Origin of the sequence: Cyanobium sp. Cruz-8D1, from assembly GCF_024345975.1 — a bacterium.
Classification (GTDB): domain Bacteria; phylum Cyanobacteriota; class Cyanobacteriia; order PCC-6307; family Cyanobiaceae; genus Cyanobium.
The window spans coordinates 1-13223 of the sequence record NZ_JAGQCD010000033.1 but is presented as its reverse complement, the minus strand read 5'-3'; the positions used below and the strand labels follow the sequence as shown (position 1 = coordinate 13223).

10 protein-coding genes are annotated in these 13223 nt (G+C 58.5%); 5 read left to right on the top strand and 5 right to left on the bottom strand.

All coding sequences use genetic code 11. The annotated features are described in order from the left end of the window. Positions 1–9: 9 nt before the first annotated feature. From KBZ33_RS16260 to KBZ33_RS16240, 5 genes are all read right to left on the bottom strand, one after another. The gene (locus tag KBZ33_RS16260; protein WP_254954427.1) at positions 10–459 is read right to left on the bottom strand and encodes an Hsp20/alpha crystallin family protein; all 450 of its coding nucleotides are present in this window, start codon (positions 457–459) and stop codon (positions 10–12) included. Between the two features lie 255 nt (positions 460–714). After that, the gene (locus KBZ33_RS16255; protein WP_254954428.1) at positions 715–3525 is read right to left on the bottom strand and encodes a cation-transporting P-type ATPase; all 2811 of its coding nucleotides are present in this window, start codon (positions 3523–3525) and stop codon (positions 715–717) included. Positions 3526–3910: 385 nt separating this feature from the next. Beyond that, entirely contained in the window at positions 3911–5440 is a 1530-nt protein-coding gene (locus KBZ33_RS21640) for a GGDEF domain-containing protein (protein ID WP_254954429.1), read from the bottom strand. Continuing rightward, entirely contained in the window at positions 5437–6576 is a 1140-nt protein-coding gene (locus KBZ33_RS16245) for an ABC transporter substrate-binding protein (protein ID WP_254954430.1), read from the bottom strand. Before KBZ33_RS16245 ends, KBZ33_RS21640 begins: the two co-directional genes overlap by 4 nt. Before the next feature lie 452 nt (positions 6577–7028). Continuing rightward, entirely contained in the window at positions 7029–7262 is a 234-nt protein-coding gene (locus KBZ33_RS16240) for a hypothetical protein (RefSeq protein WP_254954431.1), read from the bottom strand. Positions 7263–8180: 918 nt separating this feature from the next. Here KBZ33_RS16240 and KBZ33_RS16235 point away from each other — a divergent pair. The 5 genes from KBZ33_RS16235 to KBZ33_RS16215 all read left to right on the top strand — a co-directional run bounded on the left by KBZ33_RS16235 (position 8181) and on the right by KBZ33_RS16215 (position 13049). After that, the gene (locus tag KBZ33_RS16235; RefSeq protein WP_254954432.1) at positions 8181–8552 is read left to right on the top strand and encodes an AbrB family transcriptional regulator; all 372 of its coding nucleotides are present in this window, start codon (positions 8181–8183) and stop codon (positions 8550–8552) included. A 342-nt stretch (positions 8553–8894) separates the two neighbouring features. Continuing rightward, on the top strand, positions 8895–9905 hold the full coding sequence (locus tag KBZ33_RS16230) for a glycosyltransferase (protein ID WP_254954433.1): 1011 nt from the start codon (positions 8895–8897) through the stop codon (positions 9903–9905). Between the two features lie 273 nt (positions 9906–10178). After that, a complete protein-coding gene (locus KBZ33_RS16225; protein WP_255011847.1) occupies positions 10179–11237 on the top strand; it encodes a glycosyltransferase family 2 protein in 1059 nt (352 codons plus the stop codon). Positions 11238–11844: 607 nt separating this feature from the next. Further along, positions 11845–12516, top strand: a complete 672-nt coding sequence (locus KBZ33_RS16220) for an ISAs1 family transposase (protein ID WP_255011848.1) — start codon at positions 11845–11847, stop codon at positions 12514–12516. Next, positions 12513–13049, top strand: coding sequence for an ISAs1 family transposase (locus KBZ33_RS16215; RefSeq protein WP_254954435.1), 537 nt, complete (start codon positions 12513–12515; stop codon positions 13047–13049). Before KBZ33_RS16220 ends, KBZ33_RS16215 begins: the two co-directional genes overlap by 4 nt. The last annotated feature ends 174 nt before the right edge of the window (positions 13050–13223 follow it).

The window sequence follows — 13223 nt, the reverse complement described above, 5'->3', positions numbered from 1 at the left end:
AGCAGGACGTCACTGGATCGGCACCTGGGTCGGCTCGGCGCTGGGGGCGGGCCCCTTGCGGGGCACCGTCACCGTCAGCTGTCCTTCCCTGGCTGCGGCCTGGAGGCCAGCGGTGTCGGCGTCCTCCGGCAGGGTGAAACTGCGGGAGAACTGGCCGTAGAAGCGCTCCACGCGGTGCATGCGGGCGCTGTCCTGCTTCTTCTCCAGCTGCCTCTCCCCCTGCACGGTGAGCACCCCGTGGTCGAGGGTCACCTTGAGGTCCTCCTTGCGGACCCCGGGAATGTCGGCCTGGATCTCGTAGGCACCGTCGGTTTCGACGATGTCGACCCGGGGATTCCAGTCGGCCATCGTGACGGTGCTGCTGCTGCGAGCCGAAGGCCAGGGCCAGGGCAGGGTGCGGGTGTAGCGGTCGAAGAGTTCTTCGACGTCCTTGAGGGTTTCCGAAGGAATGATGGCCATGGTGGTTGCTCCTGAATCGTGAAAGAGCCTGCGTGGATCTGTCGTGGGTTCCACAGTGATGAATCCCCACCTTTGCCGTAGACAGTTTGGTGTGGATAAAGTTGTGCTGATTGCTGCCTCTGAAGTGATCCTAAGGAGACCATGATGAGAGGTAGGCGGTAGACAGTCCTGGGCTTCTTCTGTCAACTCAATTTTATTGAAGCTCCCCGTTCGGCCTGGATTGCCTTGGCCGTTCTTTGGATATCTTCACTGTCCTCAACGATTCGTTCGCCAGCGCTTGTCCAGGGCATCGACGAGGATCACCAGCACCGGAGCCAGGGCCATCGGACCCAGCCAGGTCAGGGGAAAGGGGGCCATGCCGAAGACGGCCGCCACCGGAGCCAGCAGCACCAGGGCACTGGCCAGCAGCGGTTCACTGATCCAACCCAGCCACAGCAAAGGATTGGGAAGACCCAACAGGGCCCAGGCCGGGCGGCGGTCACTACGGCAGGCCAGCAGGGTGCCCATCTGGCCGGCCACGATCAGGCAGAAGGTGACGGTGGTGGCCTGCTGCTGGATCGCCACCACGCCGGCGTCAGCCGTGTGGTGCAGCAGCTGGGGGGCCAGGACGCGCAGCTGGCTCCAGCCCACGCCGTTGGCCCGCCAGGCCAGCAGGTACCCCGCCATGGCCACGAGCCCTTCCACCACCCCCAGCACCAGATAGGCGCGCACCATCACGGCCCGGTTGAGCAGCGGCAGGCCCTTGGGGCGCGGGGGCAGGCGCATCACCCCCGGCTCGGGTGGGTCGGCCCCCAGGCCCAGGGCCGGCAGCAGGTCGGTGCCCAGGTCGACGGCCAGGATCTGCAGCACCGTGAGGGCGGCGGGAATCCCGGCGATCACCATCGCCAGGAAGGGCAGCACCTCCGGCACGTTCGAGGCCAGCACGTAGGTGATGAAGCGGCCGATGTTGGTCACCACCGAGCGGCCGTAGCGGACGGCCTGCACGATGGTGGCGAAGTTGTCGTCGAGCAGCACGATGTCGGCGGCCTCACGGGCCACATCCGTGCCGCTGATCCCCATCGCCAGCCCGACATCCGCGGCGCGCAGGGCCGGCGCATCGTTGACGCCGTCGCCGGTGACGGCCACCACGTCGCCGAGGGCGCGGTAAGCCTGCACCAGGCGCAGCTTCTGCTCCGGCGCCATGCGGGCGAACACCAGCCGGCGGCGGTACTTGAGCAATTGGCGCAGCTGCACGTCGCTGATCTGGGCCAGGGTGGAGCCCTCGATCACCCGCACCGGGTCGGCGCTGGCCTGCTGCTGCGCCGTCGACCGGTCCGGCGATCGGGGGGGATCGAGCAGACCGATCTGCTGGGCGATCGCCTGGGCCGTGAGGCCGTAGTCGCCGGTGACCATCGTCACCTTGATGCCGGCTTCGCGGCACTGCCTGATCGCGTCCGGCACCTCCGGCCGTGGTGGGTCGTACAGACCCAGGAGGCCGAGGAACATCTGGCCGCGTTCCAGGTCTTCACTTGGAACGGTCGTCGACTGGTCATCGCCGCGGCGCAGCGCCACGGCGATGACGCGGAAGCCTCTGGCGGCCAGCCCATCGTTGGCGGCCACCACCTGCTGGCGCAGCTCGCCGGGCAAGGGAGCGACGCCACCGGAGGACAGCCAGCTGGTGCAGTGCGCCAGAATCTCCAGGGGGGCCCCCTTGGTGATCACAAGGGTGCCCCCCGTGACGATCGGTAGATCGTCGGCATGGTCGCTCCAGTCCACCAGCACGGTCATGCGGCGGCGGAGGGAATCGAAGGGGATCTCCCGAAGCCGTGGATGCCGGCCTGGCAACGCCTCCGGCACCAGCCCTGCCGCAGCGGCGGCCACCAGCATCGCCGTTTCGGTGGGATCCCCCACTCCCAGCCTCGGTTCGGTGGCTCCACCAGAGCCGGCCACCGCCGCCTCGAGACGGGCGTTGGAGCACAGGGAGGCGGCGCGCAACAGCAGCCGCTCCAGGCCCTCTTCGGGTAAAGGGAGCCAGGTGCTCTCCACCGCCATCCGGTTGCCGGTGAGCGTGCCCGTCTTGTCGGAGCAGATCACACTCACCGAGCCCAGGGCTTCCACCGCCGACAGGCGGCGGACCAGGGCCTTGCGGCTCGCCATGCGCTGCACCGCCATGGCCAGGGCCAGGGTCACGGTGGGCAGCAGCCCTTCCGGGACGTTGGCCACGATGATCCCGGTGGCGAAGACCACGCTCTCCAGCGGGGCCATCCCGACCAGCAGGACGCTGAGGCCGAAGGCGACCACGCCCATGGTCACGGCGATGGTGCAGATCGTCTGCACGATCCGGCTGACCTGCATCTCCAGCGTGCTGGCGCCGCGGGTGGTGCCGGCCGCCAGCCTCGCCACCTGTCCGAATTCCGTCTCGGCGCCGGTGGCGTAGACGAACGCCTCCCCCCGCCCTGAGGCCACCGTGCTGCCGGCCATCACCAGGTTGGCCCGCTCACTGGTGCTGACCTTCGCGTGCTGTTGGGCGCCTTCAAGGGCATCACTCCGGCGCGCCACCGGCAGGGACTCGCCGGTGAGCACGGAGAGGTCGAGATAGAGCGCGTGGGCGATGCTCACCCGACAGTCGGCCGGGACCCGATCCCCCTCCTCGAGCCGAACCCGATCGCCCGCCACCAGCTCCTCCGCCGGCAGAAAGCCCAGCTGCCCGTCGCGCCACACCTGCACCTGGCTGGGCAGGGCGCGGGTGAGGGCGGCCAGGGTGCGCTCGGCCTGGAATTCCTGCCAGAAGGAGAAGACGCCATTGATCAGCACCACCGCCCAGATGGCCCAGCCCAGCTGGGGAGTGCCGGCGGCGAAGGCCAGGCCTCCGGCGATCCACAGCAGCAGGGCCATGAAGTGGACCATCTGGTCCAGGAAGCGCAGGGCCAGGGGGCGGCGCTTGGCGGGCGGGAGGCGGTTGGGGCCGAACTGCGCCAGGCGTCGTTCGGCCTCTTCGCTCTTCAGGCCCTGCGCTGAGGTCTGCAGGGCCTGACGGACCTCCTCCAGGGGCAGCGACCAGATCGGCTGGGACGCAGCGAGACGCACGGATCGGCAGCGGGGGCCACGATCAGCATGACCAGCCAGGGGCGCCGCGACGCGCTGTCGCTGGCGTCAGCCGGATGTTGTTCATACCGCAGCCCATGCCCGCGCTGGTACTGCGCCGCTCCCTGGCCAGCGAGTTGCTGGGGCGAGCCATCACGGCATCAGTTCCGTCACCAGTTTCACCTGAGGGGTGCTGAACGTAGAACGTAAGGCCGCGGGCTCCAGTCCAGCTCCTGATGGAGGCGCTTCACCTCAGTGTTCAATTGCGCGTACCGGCGGACGAACAGCTGCCTGTTCAGGAACTTTCGGAGTGGTGGGCTCCAGGTGCAAAGCAGGGTGTGGTGGATGAGCTTCTCCAATGAACCTGGGCCTGGGAGTGGAAGTTGCTTCAGCGGATCGGAATGACGCGGTTGCGGCCAGCCTGCTTGGCTTCGTACATGGCGATGTCAGCTCGGGCCATCAGCTCGTCCATCCCTTCATCGGGCCTCGCCAGGGTTGCGCCGATGCTGGCCGTGATGCCGATGTCGAGCGCCGGGGTTTTGATGGGTTGGGCGATGGCCAGCCTGATCTTCTTGGCAACAGCCAAGGCCGACTCCAGATCAGGCACGGCATGCAGGACCACCACCATCTCATCGCCCCCCATTCGGCCCCCCAGATCACTGGTCCGCAGACAGCTGTGTAGTCGCTCCGCCACCGCGCGCAGGACGGCGTCGCCAGTGGCATGGCCCAGGCTGTCATTGATCTCCTTGAAGCTGTCCAGATCGCAGAACAGCAACGCCAGGCTTTCGCCCTGGCGACGCCGTTCGGGCTTGCTCAGCAGCTGTTGAAGCTGCTCCATTAGTTCGCTCCTTGATAGTAGGCCGGTGAGCTCATCAATGCTGGCGCGGTGGCGCAGCTGCTGCTCGCGTTCGCTGATGGCCTGCGCCATCGTGCGGAACGCTGACTGGATCGTGTTGAGCTCTGAAAAGCTGGCCGCTGGAAAATCTGATTCGCCGCTTGTGGTGCCTCCCTCAAGGCAACGCATGCTGTTGGTGAGCTGAGCAATCGGCTGACAAAAGTCACGGCGCATGCGCCGTGACTTGAGAAGGGCCAGGATGCCGCTGCCACCGCCGGCGAGCAGTAACAAGATGACGATGGCTCGCTGATCGTTAGCCAGGCCACGCATTGGCACCAAGGTTACGATGGTTGCACCAATTGAATTGGCTGGTGTGAGGATTGGAATCCAGCGCTGACCAGCAAGGACCAGTGGCTCGCTAACCACTTGGGCTTGCATGGTTTCCCGAATTGGAAAGGCGGGAATGCGCAAGGAAGGATCACTGGCAAGCAACACGGATCCATCCCTTGCCACCAGCAAGACAGGGGTCTGCGCGGTACTGCCGAACTGGCGCAGGAACTTCTGCAGCGATTCCAGATTCACCCTCCCCAACAAGATCTCGTCAGGGCCCCTCAGCATGATGTAGATGCTTGCACGGCTGTCTTCAAAGCCCCTCAAAAGTGGTGAGTAAGCATTGACGCCGCGCTCCTGTCGCAGATAGCTGGCCACAGGGCTCTGGGTCAGGGAAAATCCCGGAAAGACTTGGCTCCGAGATAAACTCTTGATCACTACTGTGAGCTTCAGCTGCGGGCTTAATTCATAGAGTTCAGAAAAATCGATCAGCATTGCTGCTGTTTGCTGGTTTCTCTGTGCCTGTGCCAGTCGAGAGAATAAAAGCAGCTGGGCCCTGGCCTGCTGTAGCTTTTCGCTTAAGGTGAGTTCAACTTTTTCAGCTTCTGCGCGGTAGATGTTGATATAACGCCTACGAAGTTCACTCAGCGCGACTATACCAGAACTTGCAAAGAGAAAGAACAGCAGCCCTAGAACACAAATGTCTTGGAGGAGATAATTCTGCCATAAGGTAGGCAATCGCCGCTGTTTCACGGTTTGCCTGGAGTGAAGCCATAGGCATGGAACTGCCCGACATTGTCCCCGAAGCGATTGAAGCGGATCGTTCCCAGGCTGGTGTAGTGAACGGGCTTGCTCAGCAGATAGTGCTTGACCGCATTTGGTGTCCGGTGACCTTGGGCAAAGGCTTGATCCAGCAGTTCCAGGGCCTGGCGCGTGCCAAGACTCATGGCATGAGGCTCATAGCCGAAGCGCCTCTGAAAGCTCTGCAGATAAACCTTCAGGGCAGGATCTCTGGATGCATCAGGATAGGAACTGATCTGCACGACCTGATTGGCGGCTTCACCGGCGTTGGCAAGCAACGCAGGAGAGCGGGCCCAGGGGGTGAACACGATCGGGGCCCTGGGATTAACTTGGTAAAATTGCTGCGCCATGTTGCCGATTGATGGCTGATAGGCACCGCCGAGAATGTAAAGCCCATTCCAGGGCTGTTGCATCAGAGCCTGAAGTTGCTTCGGATGATAGTCTGTGAAAAGTATTCGCTGCACGTGGAGCTGCCACTTGTTGCTGCTCTTCAGCTGCTGGCGAAACACTTGCAGTGCCGGCTGGCTATACGCTAGATTGCCAGTGTCTTGTAGAATTAATAGGCGCCCACCCTTCAGCCCGGCAACTTCATTTGCTATGAATGACTGCTCTTTCTCCAGGTCGGGTATGAGTCGCAGGAAGTAGTCATCGCGGTCGCTTAATCGGGTAGTGGTCGCTGAAACATTGATGGATAAGGCCTGGTCGGAGGCAAAAAGCTCCAGGCATTGCACTGCATGGCTGGAGGCTTGTGTATTGATGAAGAACCGAATACCTTTTTCAATGGCTTGCTCCAGATCGTTAAATGCCTGTTTGGGATCCGGACTATTGTAGGTATCATGGATCTCAATGGGGCTGCTGGGGTTCTGTTCTTTGTACAAGTCCCCAGCATTCTTGTCACTCGGATCTATTGCTGCTCCAGCTGTCAGGGGCAAGTCAATGCCAATGGCAACAGGTATCGCTACCCGCTGACCCTTAATGGCGACAGCAACAATGGCCACAAGCCCGATGAGCAACGCAGAGAGGCCAGCCTTCCTCCACTGCGACTGTTTAGCCACCACTTTTGCGCCCAGGGCCTTATTGAATGTCATCTAGCGGTAGATTCTCTCGGCATCTGTCTGTTTGATTGCGGCAATAGGGCGCCCGTCATTTCTAATCCTGTGATTTGTCAATGAATAGACCATTGGCTGATGCGTCATTCCAAAGAAAGGTCTTGGTGTATTTGGACTCCTGGATGTCCAGGAGGAGTGGTGTGCCGCCATACCCTCCTATTGGTTCTGCAGCACGGTTCTCGTCCACTCCCACATTGGGTTTGCTTCAAATGGCTTGATTCCGTAGCGTGGTTGAGCTGAGCTGCATATGTGTTTTGTTACTGAATGACATTAAGTGCCTAGACGTCAGGGCGCCATCTCGGCAGTTACATCCATTCATTTCTGCAACTTCTACATGTCTAGTTGTCAACAGTGGTATCCCTGGGTAGGCTTTTGCGCCCGCAACCCACACGGCAAGCCCAAAGGCCTCTGCCAAGCTAGTCATGGGGGCGTCAGGCCATGCCCGATGACATCGTTGGAGGCTTGTTCCCAAATGGAAACGTGGTTTCGGTTCCCATCTGGTTCTCCAGCATCTGCTCCCGATCGGTGCGGGTGTAGGCCATCTGAGGTCGTGCAGAGGCAAGGTTTTCGAAGATCAGGCGCAGTGTGACCGCGTCGCGACCCAGCAAGCGGCAGAGGGCCGTATTGACCTCCAGGAAGCTCCCTTCCGCGCTGACCAGCGCCATGCCGGGGCCGCAGGGCGTAAGATGGGCTCAATACCATGGGGTTGCCCCAAAGTTGCCCCTATTCGATCTGCTTCAACCCTTGCATTCCCTGGAACAGAGCCAGCAATCGTGAGAGCCGGATGATCCAATGAACGAGTGCAGCAAACGGCGGCAATGGTGTTGCCTGATACATGTAGCCTAGTAAAGGCGCCGCCGCGACTGGATCTTTCGTGTCTTGATGGCGGCTAAGACGCCAGGGGACACGGCAGGTTTCGTTGTCGGCTGGTCGGCTCTGATCCGATCCTCGGCTGTGTAGAGCACAACCGGGGACAGCGCCGCTGGCCTTGTTATGGCCATACTTTTCAGCTGTGGTTTCTGGCCCGCCCTGGTTCTCCCGCGCAGTTGATCGGGGAGCTGTGCGTGGTTCCGATTGGCGTGGGCGTGCAGCTGGAACCAAGGCAAGCCAGCTGCCCCGAAGAGGTCTGCCAGACGATCTTCGAAGCCGAGCTTGACGACTGGCCTCGCGACTCCGCCACGGAGGTTGGCCGCTGGTCTGCATGGACTCCGCTAAGAGGCTGTTGGTGGAGGACGGCATGCCCTCTCCCCTGCCCGGACCTGAGGCTACGCCTGCCACCGCTACCTGGGCCAGTGCCACGCCAAGGAGTCTCTCGATGCCGAGTTCCGGTCGTCCCGCCGCCGCACCGGGGTGGGGAGGGTGCCGGGCGGCATCACCCGTCCCTTGGACTTTGGTCGCTGCAGTGAGATCGGCTCCTTTGCACGCAGCCAGGAGTTGCTGCGCCAGTGTCATACCTATCTGGATGGGAATGGCGATGCTGTGGGCTGCCTAAACCTCTGGTGAAGAAATGGAGAAACGCACCTTGTTGGCCTGGCGGCTAGCGGCAGCGTCGTTATGCTTGTACTGAACTTTAATTCACCAACATGGCTCTCACCGGCTCTGATCTGCTCACCAAAGTCAAGGAGCAGGGCGATGCCTCCAAGTCCGATCTGGTGCGGGCCGCCGGCTACGTCAGCACCAAAAAAGATGGCAACGAACGGCTGAATTTCACCGCGTTCTACGAGGCTCTGCTCGAGGCCAAAGGCGTCAGTCTTGGGGAAGGGAACGGCAGTGCTAAGGGGAAGGGTGGCCGGCGCTTGAGCTACGTGGCCACGGTGCAGGGCAACGGCAATCTGCTGGTGGGTAACGCGTACACCGCCATGCTCGATCTCAGGCCAGGCGATGAGTTTGAGATCAAGCTAGGTCGCAAGCAGATCCGCCTGGTGCCGGCCGGCGGCAGCGACGAGGAGGAGTGAGCGCGGGATCCCTGGTGGGAAGGATCTTCAGCGGGCCGATGGTTCGGTTTCGCACGAGAGGTGCATCAGCACAAGGATGGCTTCCAGGGTCCAGCTGGATTCAAAATCTGGTGATGACTGATCAATCCCCCACCCACAGCGAGCGCTACGAAGAGGCCCTGGTCTGGACTGCTCAGCTCTAACGCTGTCAGTTCCGCAACGGTTCGCGGACATCGCTGATCAGTGGATCAAGCAATTTATAGATCTACTTACTAGAAAAATGAGAGGCAAAGTCTATGTTTAGTTTAATAGATAGCATTCAGTCTAAACATGCCTTGTTTTTGCCTCGGTGAATAAAAGCTAATGTTCTCCATCGCCATTCCCCTTTTCAACAAAGCTTCATCGTTGGAATTAACACTCAAATCCTGCATCTATAATTGCGTGCTATCTGGTGTTGAGCATGAGATTATTGTGCTTAACAATGCGAGCGATGACGTCTCGCGCAAAGATCTTGACGATATCATAGATAAGTATCCTGGAACCCGATGCATCCATCTTCACCAAACAATATCTGCTCAAGACAATTGGCTGCTTTCTCTAAATCTCTGCCAAGGCGAATACCTTAAACTACAGTTAGCGGATGACATAATGCCAGTATTCAATATTTCCGAAACGATCCAGATCCTGTCCAAAGGCGATATTGACTATGTCATTGGTCGCACTATTGCAGTGTTTGAAACAACAAGTTTTCGAACCAGCTACTTTGACATTGTCAACCAATTTAGAAGTCTAATCCATAGCGATTTGACAGATCCTGCAAAAATGAGATTACTAGCGTCAGAAGGAATGATATTCGACTCTCGCAATCCGTTTGGTGATGCGAATGCCTTGATCTTCCGTCGTAGATGCTTGTCTTCATTAAACAAGGGCATTGGTTCAATGATGCCTGCATTTACTCTGGCGCCAGATCTTGACATGTATTTGCAAGTATTCACCTGCCATAAAGGAACTTTTGTAGATAGCGTAATATCTTATTTCCACTACTACGATTCTAGTCCCTGTGTTAGAATGGTCTATGAACCTGGTTTCGATCATGAGGGCCTAAGAATGCAAGAAAAGCTTTTGCCACTATATTTCATTTCCTCCTCACAGTTCTACAGCCTGACCAAGCACTTGACAGACGAACAAAAAGCTTATGCAGCCAATCAGATATCAGGAATAGTGAATACTTGCTTAGACATAAGAGAAGGAAGCCCAGCTGCGCCAACCAAGTCGGCCATTGGCGTTAGTACATACATAAGAAGCCTGAAATTATCTATCAATAAGCACAAAGCCTTGTTTCTTCACCGCCTAAAGCAACTGGTTAAATCTTAGGCAACAAGCCAATATGTCAACACTCGGCTTTAAAATATTCTCATATATTTGTCAATTTCAGGCCTGAGCGTATCTGTCTGCTCGAGCATCACCACTATCTGATGGGGTTCAAGAAAGGAATTCGCGATTTAGATTCCGATGCCAAATTATTTTTATATTGTACCATCAGGCTAAATCACTGTTGGAATGGCTGGCAGAGTATGACGCAGAATCTCGTCTAGGCCAAGGAGGCAAGTGCAGCATCAGAGAGGCTGAGCGCAGGCCTTGCTTTTGTTGAGCTTGAATGGTATTCTTGAGTTTTTTTATGAAATTATGCCCATTATTGCCTGCGAAAGCGAAAAGCATCAATGTCGCTCAGCCCCGTACAAGCTAAGCATCTGCATACCAACCTGGAATCGTGCGGATTTATTGGAAAAACAATTGGACAATATTGCATCTGCTCAACAAGGTCATTGTCATGATTTTGAGGTTGTTGTCATCGACAATGCAAGCAGTGACAATACTTGGGAAAGAATAAAAAACGAAGCAAAGAGCAACAGACTGTTTCTCAAAAGCCTTCGAAATCCTGTTAATGTCGGTATTGATCTGAACTTTTTACGCGCATTCGAACATGCCACAGGTGAATGGACCTGGATTATCGGTGATGACGACCATCAAATCAACATGGATACGTCAATATCGACAATTTGCGGGTTAAATGATCTTCCTGCTGCACTCACGATTCTCTTAGACATGAGCGAGACCGACTGGGCTGGCCTTGAAAAGAAACAAGTATCCTATCTAAACTTTGATCAATTCATGAGTCCCAAACATGATGGGCTTGGTTCGCATCTTCATCAAGTATCGAAGGTCGTTTGCCGCACTCATCACGTAACAACTGGCTTAAAGCGTGCCTATTCAAGGGCCATCGGCAACCTGCACGCTCATTCTTATATCTATGCACCTATTCTTCAAGATACCGGCTTAAACATCATCGCGATGGATGGATTTTTTAGTGAGTGGCCCGCTTGGTACCTCTCTGTGCCAAGGTGGAATCTTCTCCATGGCCATATTGGTGCGTGGCGCTCAAGCGTAGACATGTTTTCATCGCTTCAAAGCGAAGCACGAGAAAGGGAGCGCCGGATAAGGGGTAAAGACATACTTGGTTTCATGACCCAGTTAATTGACAATGGCCAACAGTTAACCTCCTCAGATTGGCAGTTTGCCAAAGAGCAGCTTGGGAACAAGGCCTATTACAAGTTGCGACTCAAGCAGGTGCTGCGCACGTTCAAAGAAACGACAAATCAATCTGGACAAACCGAAAGTGCCTTGGCAGACGAATCCGGCTATTAGCTTGACTGGAAAATTCAAATTCACTTTTGCAAGCAAAGCTAAGCGAAGAAATAAATCGCTTAATTACGCCAATCCCTCCCTACAATTTATTGGAAGTTAAGCAAATGGTTCTCTGTCCCCGCGGTGATCAGATCCCAGAACAACGTGAGCAGCAGTACCAGACACATCAGAACGGTGGTGCGCAGGGAAATCCGCGGAGCCCGCAGAAGGAATGACCAGTCGATGATCGGTGACTTTCAGGAAAGGTGTCACTCCTTGGCTGCCACTCAGGCGGCCACGGTTAAGGGTAGCGCGAGGATCGGATCGGGCTCCTCGGTAGCGCCCCTTCGAGTGGTGTAACTCAGGAGGTCCTGTGACCCTATCTGGAGGGTGGACAGGAGCAGTCGAGGCATGACTGCTGGGAAGCTGTTTACGCAGCTCCATTGATCCACGATGAACCCTGATCGCTGAATTGGCAACTCAGCGATTGAGGTGTTCTGTGTAGATCGAGGGAGGAGCTGGTGCGGTTCAGCTGATGGGTTCGTCTGGCTGGGCAGACGGATCAGCATCAAGGCCCATTAGTAGTCTGTCCCAGTAGCGCTGGCGCGGCGCCGCAAGCTCCGGTTTGGTGCGCAGGACTTGCTCCTGTCCGTTGGCCTCGCCGCTCCAGAAACCCGCTGCTGCAAGCGATCTGATCAGCTTCCTCAAGGCATTGCCGGACTGCCGGATGCGCCGGGGGATCCGCTTTTCGCAGTGGTGGATGCTGCTGGTGGCGATCCTGGCCATCAGGAGTGGCCAGGGCTCACTGATGGGCATGGAGCGTTTTGCCAAACGCCACCGCAAGACGCTTAACGAGCTGCTCGGCACTCATGTCGCCAAGCCGCCGTCGGATTCCACGTTCCGGCTGCTGCTGGCTCAGCTGGATGTGGAGGGCTTTGAGGGCCTGCTGCAGCAGTGGATGGCGGCCCAGCCCGGCGTGACAGAGACCGTCGATACCCTGGTCTGTGACGGCAAGACGCTCAGGGGCTCAATCGACGAAACCGCCTCCGGCGCAGCGCGTTTTATCGCCCAGGTGAGCTTCCACTCCAACAGCCTGGGTGTGGCCATAGCCCAGAGCACCTACGCCACCGATGCCGGTGGTGAGATCGCGGCGCTGCGCCTGCTGCTGGATCGCGTGGAGCTTGAGGGGCTGCTGGTCCAGGCGGACGCGTGCATGCCAACCGCCCTTTTCCCTCTACCTCGAGCAGCGTGGCGCCGACTTCTTGTAGACGCCAGTCTTCCGCGTAGCGGTACGCGGTGAAACACAGCCGCCACAAGGGCTTTCAGGTGATCAAGGCTCGCCTGACCTATGGCAGGAAGGCGCCGCTGCAGGCCAGCAAGCGCGAGTGCAAACACAGGCAAGACATCACCTGGACGCTGAGGGCGATGCCGGCTCCGGAGTGGGTGGTGGAGAACTGGCCTGGCAGCGCCACGGTGATCGCCGTGCGCGGCAAAGGCCGCCGCGATGGCAAGCCAACCGACGAGACCCTTTACTACGTCACGAGTCTGCGCACTGGCGCGGAGGCTCTGCTGCGTCACGTGCGTGACCGCTGGTCCATCGAAAACATCTGGCACTGGCCCCGCGACACCCAGCTCAAGGAGGACGCCCACCGCTACCGCGAGGCCAACGGTGTCCAGATCATGGCCACGCTCCGGAGCCTGGCCATGTACGCGCTGCGGCTCGATGGGTTCTGGTCCATCACCGAGGGCCTGGCCGCCCTGGCTCACGACATCAGGGGAATGCTGGAGCTCCTGGGCTGGCGAGAACCTGCTCAGCCACAAGCTTCTGGATAACTTCTAATGAGCCCTGGGATCAGCATCGGTGAGCTCCAGGGCCTCTTCTAGGAGGCTGTTGCGCATAGATCACTGCCGACCTTCTCCACAGACGCCCATGAATCTGCCCAGATCCTTGTGACTGCAATGGATCTGGGCGAGAGAATGGGGCATGCAGAAGCCCAAGACCTTCCG